Below are 14,477 nucleotides of genomic sequence, written 5' to 3'. Positions count from 1 at the left end.
ATTTTGAACTTTATGCGACCGGAGTTAAAAATTTGATCGATAACGCCTTAAAATACTCTAGCGGCAAAGTCCTTGTAAATATAGATAAAAACGTCGTCTGTATAAGCAGCACGGGAGACGAGCTTGAACCGGAAAGACTTGATTTTGAAAGAGCTTTTAACAGAAAGGTGGAGACGTCAAATTCAGGACTAGGCCTTGGGCTTTATATAGCAAATCAAATTTTTAAAAAACACGGCCACACCTTAAAATACAAGCATGAAGACGGTGAAAATATTTTTATGGTATGTTTCGTCTAACTCCTAAATAAATTAGGAAAGTATTTGTAAATTTGCATAATCAACAAAAAATAGTAAAATTCCAAAAACAGACAATGATAAATTAGAATTTCAAAGGGGCAAATTTGACGGTAGGCTAGCAAATAAAAAATAACGATAGTTCAAACTATCCAAATTTTAATACAAAATTTGCGAGAGATTACGGCTAGCTATCAAAGATTACAATCCCGAATTTGCTTTCATAGCTTCCATGGCATCTGTGCCGTTGATAATTTTGATGTTAATTTATTTCCCGACTAGCGAAGAGAAAATCATAAAGGCTCTTTTTTGCACCCCACTTTTGATTTCGCCTATCGTATTTGAGTATTGGTTTAATGACAGACTCATCCGCTTTAAGAATGACAAAATCGAATATCTCATAAACTCAAAACTCAAACGCAGCATAAAAATCGGCCAAATCTCAGACATAAAACGAACTGCTGACAGCAGATACGAGTATTTCTAGCGCACGCCGCTGATTTGCGCGGCACTGATCTTTGTTTATTTGATTTTAGGCTGCTTTGGTGGAAGGGACGGCGAGGTTTGTTTCGGCGCTCGGATTTATTTTTTTATGTGTTTTTGTTTCGTATTTTACGGCGAGAATTTTATTTCAAATTCTCGGTAAAAAAGGAAAGCGCAGGCACTTTGAAAACGTCGTATTTTACGGCAAATCTGCTCAAAATTTCATAAATATACTGCCAAAAACCGACTCGCAAAGGAGTGAACTAAAAGCTTATTTCCTTAGAAAACTAGGTAAAAATATCGACGAATCTGGCATAAAAATTTTATATTTTTTGATAAAAAATAGAGCATTCGGGCAAATTTACCCGCGCCTACCTGCACTCCAGCTTCGTTATCGTTTGGGTATTTGCGAAGTACGACGGGTATGGCATCGAAACGCTAAAATTTCGTATCTGTTTAGGCGCGATATTTTTAGCGACGCTAGCGGTGATCTCCGCGACGTTTGAGCGCTCGTCGCCGCGCGAAAATAACGACAATCCGCTAGGCTTAAAGATAGAGCCGGCGATCGTCTCCTTACTCACGGGGTTGTTGATGAGTTTCACGGTCAGATCGCAGTTTGCGATGCTAAACTCGCCCGTATTTCGCAACGAGCCCTTAAATACGATGGTTTCGTTTCTTAGCACGCGGTGTCCGGAAAACTCCATAAGCACGGCTTTTTTGGTGTATTTATCCACGATCATCATGAAAAAATATCCGAGCATCAGCGTCGCTACGACGTTTATCGCGACGTAAATTTTAAAAAATTTCGGATTTTTTTCGCCGCGCGATATCAGCGCAAAAAGCATTGATAGTAGCGCCAAAACCGCAAGCGCGATGAAGTGAAATACGTTAAAATACCCTTCCATCAAAAACACTCCGAGCTTGTCGTGACGTTGTAGTCCTGCGCGCGAAAGTTATTTACCGCATGCGTGATCTCGCGCGTCGCATTTACGTCCAGCGTATCTTTTAGCACGATATTTTCCTTCAAAAACGGCTTTAGCTCGTTTGCGTATCGGCGCAGCGCATTGCCCGAGTTTTTATAAAAGCTAAGGCCGATTTTGCAGTAGTTAAACGGCTTTTTCGAGAGATTTGTTAGGCGCAGATCCACAAGCAGCGTGTTTGAGTACTCAAGTTGCTTGGTAGAGACTAGCTCGAGCGAGCGGGTTCGCAGATTTTCGTCTAAAAGCTTAGGCATAAAATACGCCCCGCATCCAAGTCCCGCGATAGTGACGATCATCAGCGCAAAGCCCGCAAGATAGGACTTTGACGCGATATAAACGCAAAGCGAAACGAGCGCTAAAAAGGTCAAAAACATCCAGATATAGGCGGCAAAATCCACCCAGCTAAGGTGCGTCAGATAGAAATTTAAGCCTTGTTTTAGTTCGTTTATCATCTTGCCTCTTTGCTTCGTTTGCCTTGCGGCGAGCCAAATTTGAAGTCCGCCTGCATAAAGCGTGCCAAATTTGACCGCCCTAGCCTTTTCGCGAGTTTTTTTCCTCGATACCGCTTAGCCCGAAACGGCGCGCGAGCTCGGCCTTGACGCGGTCAGGGTGAATGCCGTGCAGCGCCAGCGCCACTAACGAGTGAAAACATAGATCCGCCGCCTCGTAGATGATCTCCTCGGTCGGCGTTTTTGGCTTTAGATTTTGAGACGTCTCGGTTTGGCCATTTTTGCTTGCGGCGTTTTCATTTGAAATTTTAGCAAAATTTTCGTTTTGGGTTAAATTTGACGAAATTTGACCGCCGTTTGCGGCAGAGTTAAACTGCGCAGTTTCATTTTTGCGCGCCGAGGCGTCCTTACACGCCATCACTAGCTCCGTGGCCTCCTCGCCGACCTTTTTTAGGATCGCGTTTTCGCCTTTTTTAAACAGGCTAGCGACGTATGAGGTCTGCGGATCGGCGTTTAGCTTGCGGTCTAATATCGCGTGATAAACCTCGTCGATTATGCCGTAGATCGGCTTTTTGGCTTGGTTTAAATTTTGCTCTTGCGTCAAATTTTGCCCGTCGGCGCTGATCAAATTTGACTCGTCGCCGTCTCCAGAAATCTTTCTAAAAAAGCACGATTTTGCGCCGGTGTGACACGCCACGCCGCCGTTTTGAACGACTTTGAGTAAGATCGTGTCGTTGTCGCAGTCAAGGAAAATCTCGTCTATAGCCTGCGTATTTCCGCTCTCCTCGCCCTTTTTCCAGATGCGGTTTTTCGTGCGCGAAAAATAGTGCGCAAAGCCCGTTTTTAGGCTCAAATTTAGCGCCTCTTCGTTCATATAAGCAAGCATCAAAACCTCGCCGCTCGAGCTTTCTTGTACGACGGCGGGCAAAAGGCCGCCCACTTTTTCCCAATCTATTTTCATTTTATTTCCTTTCGGCTACGGGTTTGGCTTGACGCGCGGGTAAATTTCGAGTGGTATAAAAAATAGCGCCGCTCATTTAAATTTAGCAAATTTTAAAGCCTAAATTTGACTTCAAATTTGAGCGTAAAAATGCAAAGTTTTGCAAAAACATTTACTTCGCAAAACGCTACGCCAGCTTTTGGATGATTTTGGAGTTACTTAGGTAAATTTAGCGGCGGACCTAACTTTGCTTGCGGTTGCAAGCGGTAGCAAAACAAAGCCCACCAAGCTAAATTTAGCCGACCCCGCAAAAGCGCTCGCCCACAAAGCGCAAAAAAGGCGAGCCGCTCCAAACAAAAGTTATTGCGTTATCGCGCTTTGCTTCTCTTTATCCTTCGTGTCCACCCAGATATTAGGCACCGCTCCGCCAGGCGTTAAGAATATCTTCGCGTCTTTATTTTCGCGCAACGCCTCGTTAAATTTAGCCTGCGTCTCGATCTGCTTTAAATTTAGCAAATTGTGATCGAGGCTTTTTGCGACCTCTTTGTTTGCGTATGCCTGTGCGTCGGCTTCGATCTTAGCGGCGTCCGCGCGACCTTGAGCCTCGATGATAGCGGCTTTTGCCGTACCTTCTGCGAGGGCTGCTTTTTTGAGCGCCTCTTGATTTGCGCGCTCTACTTCGTATTTGGTTCGCTCGGCCTCTTGCTTAGCGATTTGTACGCGCTCGATCTGCTCTTTTACCTTTTCAGGCAGGATGATCTCGCGAAGCTGCACGGTTAGTAGTTCGACTGGTTTATTTGGCTGTGCGTCGATGTCCTTGCGGATGCCCTCGTCGATAGCCGTCGCTAGGTCGTTTCGCTTCGTCGGAAGCTCCTCTGCTGTGTATTTACCGGCAATACTGCGTACGACGTCGCGCACAACGGGATCAACGATCTTGTTTTCCCAACTAAGTCCCCAAGACGCGATCGTTTGAGGCGCATTTTCTGGATTTAGGCGGTACTGCACGGTGATGTCGATGCTAACAGGCAAGTTTCTCGCGTCCAAAACGGAGATCGAGTTTTTGCGGATGATGCCCGCTTGAGCCTGTGCGCCGTACTTTTGCGCCGCCTCGCCCATATCTTCGCCAGACGTGTAGTTGATGAGGCGAACGCGTGTATCGACTACGATGACCTTTTGTAAAAACGGGATAAAGAAGTGCAGTCCCGGCTGCATCGGAGACGGGTCGTATTTACCCAAATTTGACTTGATGCCCACTTCGCCCGAGTTTATCGTAACGAAAGGCTGCGTGAGCGCAATCACGGCCACTAGCGCGATGATGACGTAGGCAAAGGCCGAAATTTTGCCGAACCCTTTAAAATCAGGCGTTTTAAAATTTACTTTTGAGCCCTTGCTCTCGCCGCCGTTATCGTCTCCGCCGCCGCTAGAGCCGCGTTTTTTATTAAAATAATCATTCAAATCTGCCGGCATTTCGTTCCTTAAATGTAAGTTAGCATCGAGGCGTATTTTGGATTGCGTCCGTAAACTACGTCAAAATACGCGTCTTGTAGGCGTTTAGTTACCGCTCCGCGCTCGCCCGCGCCGATCACGCGGTTGTCGATATTGCTTATCGGAGTGACCTCGGCCGCCGTACCCGTGAAAAACGCCTCGTCCGCAGTGTATGCGCGGTCGCGAGTGATGCGCTCCCTGCGCACTTCGATACCTAGATCGTGAGCGATTTTGATGACGGTGTCTTGCGTGATGCTAGCTAGGCTGCTGTCGTTTGGAGGAGTGATTAGCGCGCCGTTTTCTACGATGAAAAAGCACTCGCCCGGCCCCTCTGAGATGTAGCCCTCGCTATCAAGTAGCAGCGCCTCGTCGTAGCCCGCCTCTTTGGCCTCGTAGTTTGCCATTTGCGAGCAGAGGTAGTTCGAGCTTGATTTCGCGCGGCTCATTTGGCCGCCGACGTTTAGTTTGGCAAAGCTCGAAATTTTCACGCGGATGCCCTTTTTTAGGCCCTCTTCGCCTAGATACGCACCCCACTCCCATGCAGCGATTGCGGTATTTACCGGGGCTTTAGTGTGAGCTAGACCCATCACGCCGTAGCCTAGGTAAACGATCGGGCGCAGATAGACGTTTGATTTAAATTTATTTGTGCGAAGTAGCTCGACCTGCGCGTCTTCGAGCTCTTTTTGCGTGTATTTGACGTTTAGGATCGTCATTTTAGCTGATTTTAGTAGGCGCGCGGTGTGGTCGCTAAGGCGAAATATCGCTAAGCCCTTATCCGTCATATACGCTCTTGTACCCTCAAATACGGCGTTTGCATAGTGAAGCGAGTGAGTTAAGACGTGGACTTTAGCGTCCTCCCATTTGACTAATTTTCCATCCATCCAGATAAATTCGGAAGGGTTCATTTAGTATCCTTTTTTATAAAATTTGCTGAGTGTAGCAAAAATATCTTTAAAATTTAATACCCATCGCCAAATTTGGCTCTGCTTGCAGTCAAATTTACGCACTTTTTGTGAGACTTTTTGAGTCGCTTAGGGTCAAATTTGAATACAAAACGACGGGGCGAAGCATATGGCAAAAACTGCTATTTTTCTAAAATAATCCTAGTCGCGGCAGGATCCACGCACTCCTCGTCCATTATTATTTCGCCTATCTCGCTTGCCCTTATTACGCCTGAGAGCGGGTTTTTCACGCTAGCTATGCCGCCTAAAATTTCTACGTCCACGCTTGAATACTCAAAAGCTAGCGTGGTATCTAGCGTTTGGCAGCCGCGCAGCACGAGATTTTGCACGTAGCAAAGCCCCTGCAAGCTCTCTATCACGCAGTTTTCAAAGGTCACGTTTTTGCTGTTCCATGCAAGGTATTCGCCGCTTATGAAGCTATTTCGCACGGTCACGTTCTCGCAGTTCCAAAAAGCGTCTTTGCTAAGCAGTTTGCTATCCTCGACGAGCAGGTTCTTACAGCCGTCAAAGCCGTAGTTCCCGTCCAAATTTAGCCCGTAAACGCGCACGTTTTCGCAGTTCATCGCAAAATAATCCCCGCGCGCGCAGACGTTTTTTATTTCCACGTCCGCGCAGCTCCACAGCGTCTCCTCGGCCTGGGTCAAATTTACGTTTTCTAGCCTCACGTTTTGGCACCTGCGGAAGGATTTTGGCGCCTGGATTAGCGTATCTTTAAAGCTCACGTCCCGCGCGTACCAGATGCCCGCGCGCGCCATCTGCATCAAAAATCCGTCCTCCACGGCAACGTTTTTGGTGTACCACAACGGATATTTCCACTCGAAAGTGCAGTTTTTTAGGCGCAAATTTTGCCCGTGCTTTAGCGGCGACTCTCCCGCTGCGAACCCGCACCGCTCAAACTCAGCGTCCTTTACGCCAAACATCGCTCGCTCGCCGATAAATTTTTGCTCGACAAATTTTTGCATTTTTCGCCTCCGTCGTTTTTGTTGATTATATCGGTTTTACGGCAACAAGGATGTAAATTTGAAAAATTGGAGCGAAATTTATGAAGCAAACTAGTAAATTTAAGCAGTAGAAAAATCTAGGCGGCGTTTTACTAAAATCCAAGCGTTCAGGCATTGCTATTGTCTTTCGGAGTCCTATTTTCCCAAACGCTTGGCAGGAAAAGGTAAGATTTAGACTAGCGCAAAGGATGGAAACGCGAGCCTAAATTTTACCTCTTACAAGATCAAATTTGATCTAAATTTAAAGCCTGCGACCCGTCAAATTTGAGCGGGCAAATTTAACCCGGCCGCAAGCGCAAAATCCAAACTTACCAAAAAGCGGCCCCGAAGCGCACCGGCCGGGAGCCGCTAAATTTTACTTCTCAAACGCCTTTTCTAGGCTAAACGGAAACGCCTGATAGCCCATCGCGTTGGTCATTTTGATTTCGATTGACGGCTCTTTAGCGCCCCATTCAAACTCGTTGATGTGAGGGCTAGGTACGCCTACCGGGCGACCCTTGGCGATGTCAAACTGCATGCCCGCGACCGCTGAGTAAACCATCACGCTATCAAGGTCGTCTTGATACTGCGCTAGCGAAGTGACCGAGCTGTACCACTCGCTACCGCGCTGTTTGCCGTATTCCCAGACCTGCTCGACGGTTTTAGCTTTTTCGTCGATTTTATAAACGACCGCGCGGGAGTATTTCATACCCGCCATCGCAGGCTGTTCCATGCCGCGTGTGTCGCCGTTATCAAAGACGGTAAGATAGACGACGCCCTTTTTAGACTTGCTATCGATGCGAAATGCGGTATGCTGCGTCCACTGCCAGTCAAATCCGCCCTTCTCGCTCTCATATCCCGGGCATTTTGAATATTCGTCCTCGCAGACGATTTTTTTGCCGTCTTTATCTACAGGCTGGAGCAAGTAGCCCTTAAACTGATCCTTCCAGCCTTTGTGCGCGCCCATTATCCATTTGATCTTTTTGTCGCGGCCGATCTTGATGACGGCGTCTTGGTGGCGGCTGGAGATGATGATACTATCGTCGCTTGGATCATAATCCACGCTATTTACGTGCGCCCAGTTGCGTCCGGGGCCCGAACCCACGATGTCGCCCCATTTTTCGTTCGTATCCATCGCAGCTAGCTCGTCCGTGCTCGCGGTATGGCCCGCCTTGCTAGCGTCGATGTTTAGGCACACGGCGCCCTGATCAAGCGTTTTTAGCACGATGTCGCGGTATGGATCTAAAATTTCATACAGCCTAAAATCATCCACGACGTTGCCGTCTCTATCAACCTCGACGATGACGTCGCGGACCGTGCGGACGTTTTTGCCGTCGGCGCGTTTATAGTTGGCATTTGCCGCGCGGAGGAAATAGTGCCCGTTTTGCGCCACGTCTAGCGAGTGCGAGAAGTCGTTGTATCCCGCAGGTAGCTCTCGGTTGAAAATTTCTCGTCCCATTATGTCGTATTTGGCGTATCTTTGGCCGTATCCCCACGTCATCGCGCCGTCGTCGTTTTGTTTAAAGCCCATCATGACGCCCGCGCTAAAAGGCTGTTTGAGGTCGTAAATTTTACTAGGTTCTAAATACCAGCGCACTTCGCCTTTGGTGTCTAGCACGAAGTTGTTCGGGCTGTAGTTCCACTCGATCGCGCCGCCAGCCGGGTTGTTCCACACGACTTTGGTGCCCTTGCCGGTTTTATTTACGAAGTTATTTACGTAGTAGAGGCGGTTAGCAAATTTTGCGCTCGGAGCTTTTACGACTTCGATTTTATCAAACAGCGCGCCCTTTTGGTTAGGCATGCCAGAGCTCTCTAGATAAATCGCTGGAGCGTAAATTTTATAGGTTTCTTTTATGTGCTCGGTTTGGCCTTTATAAATTTTATCGTACTCGACCTCCACGGTGTTTTGGTAGTCCGGATATAGCCCAAAAACAGGGATTCCGCCGTGCGTGCGAAGGTGTTTATCGGCGACTTTATAGCTGATAACCTGACCGTCCGGTTTTGGCACGATAGTGACTTTCGCGTTTGCTAGCGTGTAGCCGCCGTTTTTGATGACCGCCGTTAGAGGCGCGATGTCGTATGGGTTTACGACCACTTCGCCGATCTTGCCCGGGATGCCGTAGTCTATGTGCGCGCCGCTAGGTCCGCCGATAGCGAGCGCAGCCGTACTTAGACCGCCGAGTAACGCCGCAGCTAGGGCGACTGACGAGAGAGTTCTTTTCATCTTTTCTCCTTTATAATGATAAATCGTTTCATTGCCGTAATTTTAGTGAATATTTCTAACGTGAAAATCACGCTATTATTATAAATAACTTAAATCCAAAAAATAATTCAAATTTTTATATTTTCCGCTAAAATTTAGCCCAAATTTTACGAATTTAATCTAAAATTTATCTTAGCGTGAGTTTTGCGGCGGCGAGAGGATATAAAATTAACTCAAACGAAATCATTTTAAGGAGCACTCCATGAACCTACTTTCTAAATTTACAAAAGGCTTTTTAGCCGTAGCGATTTTTGGCGCCCTTAGCGCGTCCGCATTTACCGAGGGCGAGGACTACGTCAAGCTCGAAAAACCGCTATCCGTAGAGCAAAACACGCTAGTTAAGGTCTTTAGCTACGCATGCCCGTTTTGCTACAAATACGACAAAACCGTAACGCCAAAGGTCGTAGAAAAGGTCGCGGGGCTAAAATACGTGCCGTTTCATCTAAAAACCAAGGGCGAATACGGCGAGGCAGCGAGTAAAATTTTTGCCGTCTTAGCCGTGATGGACGAGGAAAAGGGCGTAAGCCTGCTGGATGAGAATTCGCTGTTTAAAAAGGCGAAATTTGCCTACTACAAAGCCTACCACGATCAAAGACAGCGCTGGAGCGACGGCAAGGACGGGGCTGCGTTTTTAAAGACGGGGCTTGATGCGGCCGGTATCAGCGAAGCGGACTATCAAAAAAAGCTGGAGGATCCAAAAGTCGCCGAACTACTTAAAAAATGGGACGAGAGCTACGACGTAGCCAAGATCCAGGGCGTGCCGGCGTTCGTCGTAAACGGCAAATACCTCATCATGACGAAGTCCATCACCTCCCTAGACGGTATGACGCAGCTAATTGAAGAGCTGCTCAAAAAATAGGGCGCGGGCATGAAATTTGCGGAAAAAATAGCGAAATTCGCAGACAGCCGTCTGTCGTGGGCGATCCTCGTAGCGGTAAGCGCCGGGCTTGTTATCCTCGCGCACTCGCTGTTTCAAAAATACGTCTATATGCCGCCTTGCGAGCAGTGCGTCTATATCCGCTTTGCATTTTTGTGCATGGCGCTAGGAGGGCTAGTCGCGATCATAAATCCCAAAAATTTGCTCCTGGCCGCGCTTGGCTACCTGCTAGCCTTTTGGGGCGCGATCCAGGGCATAATGTATAGCGTAAAGCTCGCCAAGATCCACGACGCCGTGCACGGAGACGATCCATTCGGCGTGCAGGGCTGCTCGACCGAGCCGCACTATCCGTTCGGCCTGCCGCTTGAGCGGTGGGCGCCCGATTGGTTTTTGCCGACGGGAGATTGCGGCTACGATAGCCCGCTGGTTCCAGACGGCGTCACGCTAAGCGGTGTGCAAAAGTATCTCGTGGATCTGTATCAGGACGGCTGGTACCTGATCCCATCAAGCAAATTTATGTCGATGGCAGACTGCACTCTGATCGGCTTTGGCGTCTGCTTCGTCGTGCTTGCCGCGATGTTTATTTGCAAAATTTTAACCCTCGCAAAAGCTTAAATCGGTCTAAATTTAGACCGATTTTGCTATACTCGCCGCATGAAAGCCTTACGCGAGCATAATTTTAAAATCTACTTCATCATCATTTTCGCAAGCCTTTTCGTGGTGCTTTTGGGCGTGAAAAACTACGAGGACGCCAAGGCGCAGATCGTGGCGCTAGCGGATAAAAACAAGATCGCCGCTAGCGAAAATATGGTCGGGAATTTCTCGTTTTGGCTAGACGAGCGGCTGCGCTCGCTGGTGCGCGCGGCTAAATTTATAGAAAACGCGGGCATCTCGCAAGATAGCAAAAAGCTCGGCGGCTTCATACGGCTTTTTAAAGAAAACTCCGCAGAATTCGACGCCTTACAGTTTTTGCGCGAGGACGGGGAGATCTTCGTAGACGGCAAGGAGCTAGGCGACGATGAAGCGATGCCAAAGAGCCTTCGCACGGGGCTTGTATGGTTTGAGGAGACTAAAAGCACGCTCGCGCCCACGGTAAATTTTATGCAGCGCCATAAAACCTTGGGCGAGCCGACACTAAATTTATGCGTGCCCGTGCTGGACGGCGGCTCGTTTGCGGGGGTGTTTTGCGGCGTGGTGAAGCTGCGAAATATACTAAAAAATATGGAAAAATTTAAGCTCGCGCCGGACTCCTACGCCTTCATCGTCACGCACGGCGGCGAAATTTTAACCCCGATGAAGGACGCAGCGCTAAAAAAGCAGATCGAGGATAAATTTAAAGAGCTTTTCCTGCGGGGCGAAGATATCACGAGCATAAAAATCGGATCAAATTTCATCTCCGTCGCCGAGATCCCCACGCTAAACTGGTTCATCGGCGCAGGCACGGATAACGAAAAGGAGCTTGCCGCGCTGCTTAACTCCGTGCTAAAAAACGCCCTCATCCTGCTTTTTGCGTTCGCGGCTTTGGCGCTGGTAGCAAATTTCCTCCATAACTTTATGTACTCAAAAATCAAAAACCTGCAAGACGACTACGAGGCTCTGCTCAAGCACAAAGCCCGCATGAGCGAGGCGGGCGAGCTAATCAGCGGCATAAATCATCAGTTTATCCAGCCGGTTAATTCGCTAAATTTGATGATCTCAAGCCTACTCATGCTGCAAAAAGACGGCAAACTAGACGCCGCCACGCTAGAGCATATGCTGCAAAAGGGGCAGGCCGCGACCGTGCTTTTAAGCGATACGATCGAGATTTTTAGAAATTTTTACAAAACGAGCGACGCTCCGCAAAAATTTAGCGTAGAGCGCTGCATAAAAGACCTGCTAAAGCTCATGCACACCGAGCTTAGCAAGGCAAATGTCTCGGTAAGCCTGCGCGAGTTTAAAGACGAAGAGGCCACGCAGCGCATGGGCATCGTGCAGCAAATTTTGCTCATCCTCATACACAATGCCAAGGACGCGGTTGTGGAGCGATACAAAGAGCAGATCGCCAAGCGGCAGGTTTTTTTGGAAGTCAAATTTGAAAACGGTACGTGCAAGATAGCCGTCACGGACTACGGTAGCGGCGTGAGCAAGGCGGCTCGAGATAAAATTTTAACCCAGCCAAAAACTACCAAAAAGCAAGGAAGCGGTATCGGGCTGTATTTCGGCAAAAAGCTAGCAAACGAAAAACTCGCGGGCGACATTAGGCTGCTAAGCGCGGGTGATCCGACGACGTTTGAGCTGAGCTTTGAGATAAATTTAAAGGAGTGAGATGCAAGAGCACTTAAAGCTGCTTAAAGACCTAACCGTCCTTATCGTCGAGGACGACGAGATCGCAAGGGAGCTACTAATAGGCGGGCTAAAACCCTACTGCCTAAGCGTCTGGGGCGCGGGCGACGGACTGGAGGGGCTGGAGCGCTTTAAAAAGCTAGCCCCCGCCGTCGTCATCACCGATATCCACATGCCCGCGATGAACGGCTTCGAGATGATAAAAGAGATACTGCGTATCAAACCCGCGCAAAAATTTATCGTCTTCACCTCCTACGACACCGACGACAACCTCATCAAAAGCATAGAGCACGGCGCGGCGTCGTTTCTAAAAAAGCCCGTCGATATCGCCGCGCTCTGCCGCCTGCTCGTAGCTCTAACCTACGAAAAGGGCGAAAAGCTCGTGCGCCTGGGCCCGCAAACGAGCATAAATCTCGCAAAAGAAAAGATCTACAAAAACGGCGAGGAGATTTATCTATCATTTTTGCAAAACAAGCTCTTTTGGCTCTTTGCGTACAATCTAAACAAGCTCGTAAGCTACGAGATGATCGAGGAGTTCGTCTACGAGGGCGAGCAAACGAGCAAGGGCGCGATACAAAACGTCGTGCTGAGGCTGAAGCGGGAGCTGGGGGTTAAATTTAAAAATATCAGCGAGAGCGGGTATATACTGCTAAGCGGCGAATAGTCTAAATTTTGCGGCTTGTCTTTTTGCCCTATACTTCGTTGGATTTCGCTACGGGCTGCAGTCACGTATTTATATTATACGCTCCTTTGCCCTTGCTCATCCGCCTCGTCTATGACAAAAATGCTTCGCCTTGATTTTATGCAGTCAAATTTTGGGTCAAATTTACAAATTTGAGCCACCTAGACCCGCATCTTGAAAATGTCAAATTTGAGTTTTTAAATTTGTAAATTTAGTAAGCTGTGAGATAAATATTCCAGACGTCGGTAGGCGTAGTTTAAATAGTTTTTGATTAGGCGTGACGGGAGCATACATATAGTATGTGACCGAGCGCCTTAATCAAAAACTACTTTTGAAATCCGTCAAGCGCTGGGAATCCAAAACCTAAATTTTATTGATTTCGCTACTGCGCGCATTATACACAAACCAGCTCAAAATCATAACCAGACAAAACGCCCCAAACACCGCAAAAAACGCAAAATTCGCCCACGCGTAAATTTTGATAAACCCCGCCTCGTTTGCCGCACTAAAATCGGGCGCAAAAAGGCTCGGGCAAATTTCGTTTAGCGGTAGCGCAAAAGGAAAGCCAATCTCGCTAACGCCGCTAAAATCGCTCGTAGAGTAATCAAGTCCGAATATCACGCCCAAAAAAATCAAGAAAAATCCCGCGAGCTTGACGCCAAATACCTTAGGCGCGCACATCGCCACGCACACGCCAAACGCCGCAAACAGCGTCGCAAAGCGTAGCTTTACTACGAGCGCGTCGGCTACCGCGCCGCCTAAAAATAGCTCGCACAGTATAAATTTGACCGCCAAAACCGCGAGCAACGCCGCCCAAAACGCCCGCCTTCGCTGCAAGTTGTACACAAAGCAGACAAAGCCCTTGTTTTCGATATTGTAGTCCATTATTTTGCTAGCAGCTCCTTGACTGCCGCCGCCATCGCGTCTACCGAGCCGATCGCCTTCACGTTGATCAGGTACTTACCGCCGACCACGTATGCAGGCACGCCCTGGATCTTAGCCACGTCGTAGCTATCGTCCCATGTTTTTAGGATCTCTTGAGCGCGCTCGCTGGCTAGCGCCTTGTCGTAGTCCGCGTCGCTCACGCCCGCCGCGCTAAGAGCCTCTTTGATAAACCTAGCCTTATCTTTGCCGCCGTTAAAATCGTCATCCTTATCGTGAGTGGCCTTGTAGATCGCAAATTTAGCCTTTTTAAATTTGGACTTATCGCTAAGCAAACTAACATCGCTAGCCTCGTCTAAAACGATCATCGCGGCAAAAATTTTGCTCGCCGTTTCGCCCAGTTTGCCCTTTGTTTTTAGGTGGTACGGGATAAATTTGACTCCGTCTAGCTCGCTAAATAGCTTCGGCGTGACGGTTCGGTCAAATTTGTAGCAGTGGACGCACTCGTAGCTAAAGACCTTTACTACGCTATTTTTAGGCACATCTAGAGGTTTTTGTAGTATCTGATACTCCTTGCCCTCCTCTAGCGCGTTTGCCATAGAGCCGAGCAGGCAAAAGACGGCTAAAATTCGCGTAAATTTAGAGATTATTTTCATAGAAATCCTTTGGATTAAATTTTAAAAATTGTATAAAATAAAGGGTAAATTTGAGATTAAGCGGGCCAAACTCGACAAATTTGACGGGTTAAATTTGCCGGCGTCGCGGATAAAATTTCGGCAAGCGAGTTAAATTTAAATAAAGCGGCGAGTAAAATTTCTTTTCAAATTTAACTCGCCGCGAAATTCTAAATCCAGCCGCGCGCCCGATTTTGGCGGCGGC

At 48.0% G+C, this 14,477-nt stretch carries 15 protein-coding genes; 6 read left to right on the top strand and 9 right to left on the bottom strand.

The genetic code is table 11. The features are described 5' to 3' along the window. Together RWM02_RS08550 and RWM02_RS08545 are read left to right on the top strand one after the other, a co-directional pair. Positions 1–296, top strand: a 296-nt coding sequence (locus tag RWM02_RS08550; protein WP_314071192.1) for an ATP-binding protein, incomplete at its 5' end; no start/stop codon positions are given. Positions 297–540: 244 nt separating this feature from the next. Next, complete coding sequence (locus tag RWM02_RS08545) at positions 541–780, top strand: hypothetical protein (protein WP_314071191.1); 240 nt, start codon at positions 541–543, stop codon at positions 778–780. A gap of 367 nt (positions 781–1,147) precedes the next feature. On the opposite strand, the gene RWM02_RS08540 is transcribed toward RWM02_RS08545, so the two are convergent. From RWM02_RS08540 to RWM02_RS08510, 7 genes are all read right to left on the bottom strand, one after another. After that, positions 1,148–1,681 carry a DUF2393 family protein gene (locus RWM02_RS08540; RefSeq protein ID WP_314071190.1) on the bottom strand — a complete coding sequence of 178 codons (534 nt, stop codon included), beginning with the start codon at positions 1,679–1,681 and terminating at the stop codon, positions 1,148–1,150. Beyond that, on the bottom strand, positions 1,681–2,208 hold the full coding sequence (locus tag RWM02_RS08535) for a DUF2393 family protein (protein WP_314071187.1): 528 nt from the start codon (positions 2,206–2,208) through the stop codon (positions 1,681–1,683). Before RWM02_RS08535 ends, RWM02_RS08540 begins: the two co-directional genes overlap by 1 nt. 79 nt (positions 2,209–2,287) lie before the next feature. Beyond that, on the bottom strand, positions 2,288–3,166 hold the full coding sequence (gene hisIE, locus RWM02_RS08530; RefSeq protein WP_314071184.1) for a bifunctional phosphoribosyl-AMP cyclohydrolase/phosphoribosyl-ATP diphosphatase HisIE: 879 nt from the start codon (positions 3,164–3,166) through the stop codon (positions 2,288–2,290). 339 nt (positions 3,167–3,505) lie between these two features. After that, positions 3,506–4,612: an SPFH domain-containing protein gene (locus RWM02_RS08525; protein WP_314071182.1), complete on the bottom strand. Its 1,107-nt coding sequence runs from the start codon at positions 4,610–4,612 to the stop codon at positions 3,506–3,508. Between the two features lie 8 nt (positions 4,613–4,620). After that, positions 4,621–5,535 (bottom strand): branched-chain-amino-acid transaminase, encoded by a 915-nt coding sequence (gene ilvE / locus RWM02_RS08520; protein ID WP_314071179.1) that lies wholly within the window; start codon positions 5,533–5,535, stop codon positions 4,621–4,623. Positions 5,536–5,714: 179 nt separating this feature from the next. After that, positions 5,715–6,554 (bottom strand): DUF3737 family protein, encoded by an 840-nt coding sequence (locus RWM02_RS08515; protein WP_314071175.1) that lies wholly within the window; start codon positions 6,552–6,554, stop codon positions 5,715–5,717. A gap of 394 nt (positions 6,555–6,948) precedes the next feature. Then, positions 6,949–8,796 carry an aryl-sulfate sulfotransferase gene (locus tag RWM02_RS08510; RefSeq protein ID WP_314071172.1) on the bottom strand — a complete coding sequence of 616 codons (1,848 nt, stop codon included), beginning with the start codon at positions 8,794–8,796 and terminating at the stop codon, positions 6,949–6,951. Positions 8,797–9,037: 241 nt separating this feature from the next. On the opposite strand from RWM02_RS08510, the gene RWM02_RS08505 reads away from it, so the two are divergent. Genes RWM02_RS08505 through RWM02_RS08490 form a run of 4 tightly spaced genes read left to right on the top strand, consistent with a single transcriptional unit; the run spans position 9,038 to position 12,698 of the window. Next, a complete protein-coding gene (locus tag RWM02_RS08505; RefSeq protein ID WP_314071170.1) occupies positions 9,038–9,694 on the top strand; it encodes a thiol:disulfide interchange protein DsbA/DsbL in 657 nt (218 codons plus the stop codon). Positions 9,695–9,703: 9 nt separating this feature from the next. Continuing rightward, complete coding sequence (dsbI, locus tag RWM02_RS08500; protein WP_314071169.1) at positions 9,704–10,327, top strand: protein-disulfide oxidoreductase DsbI; 624 nt, start codon at positions 9,704–9,706, stop codon at positions 10,325–10,327. Between the two features lie 39 nt (positions 10,328–10,366). Then, on the top strand, positions 10,367–12,016 hold the full coding sequence (locus tag RWM02_RS08495; RefSeq protein WP_314071168.1) for a sensor histidine kinase: 1,650 nt from the start codon (positions 10,367–10,369) through the stop codon (positions 12,014–12,016). 1 nt (position 12,017) lies between these two features. Beyond that, positions 12,018–12,698 carry a response regulator transcription factor gene (locus RWM02_RS08490; RefSeq protein ID WP_314071166.1) on the top strand — a complete coding sequence of 227 codons (681 nt, stop codon included), beginning with the start codon at positions 12,018–12,020 and terminating at the stop codon, positions 12,696–12,698. Positions 12,699–13,079: 381 nt separating this feature from the next. On the opposite strand, the gene RWM02_RS08485 is transcribed toward RWM02_RS08490, so the two are convergent. Together RWM02_RS08485 and RWM02_RS08480 are read right to left on the bottom strand one after the other, a co-directional pair. Further along, positions 13,080–13,601, bottom strand: a complete 522-nt coding sequence (locus RWM02_RS08485; protein ID WP_314071165.1) for a disulfide oxidoreductase — start codon at positions 13,599–13,601, stop codon at positions 13,080–13,082. After that, the gene (locus RWM02_RS08480; RefSeq protein ID WP_314071163.1) at positions 13,601–14,254 is read right to left on the bottom strand and encodes a thiol:disulfide interchange protein DsbA/DsbL; all 654 of its coding nucleotides are present in this window, start codon (positions 14,252–14,254) and stop codon (positions 13,601–13,603) included. Before RWM02_RS08480 ends, RWM02_RS08485 begins: the two co-directional genes overlap by 1 nt. Positions 14,255–14,477 lie beyond the last annotated feature (223 nt).

This window comes from Campylobacter showae, assembly GCF_963515975.1.
Classification (GTDB): Bacteria; Campylobacterota; Campylobacteria; order Campylobacterales; family Campylobacteraceae; genus Campylobacter_A; species Campylobacter_A showae_F.
Note: the sequence above shows the minus strand (reverse complement) of the source record. Positions and strands in the feature narration are given on the sequence as shown.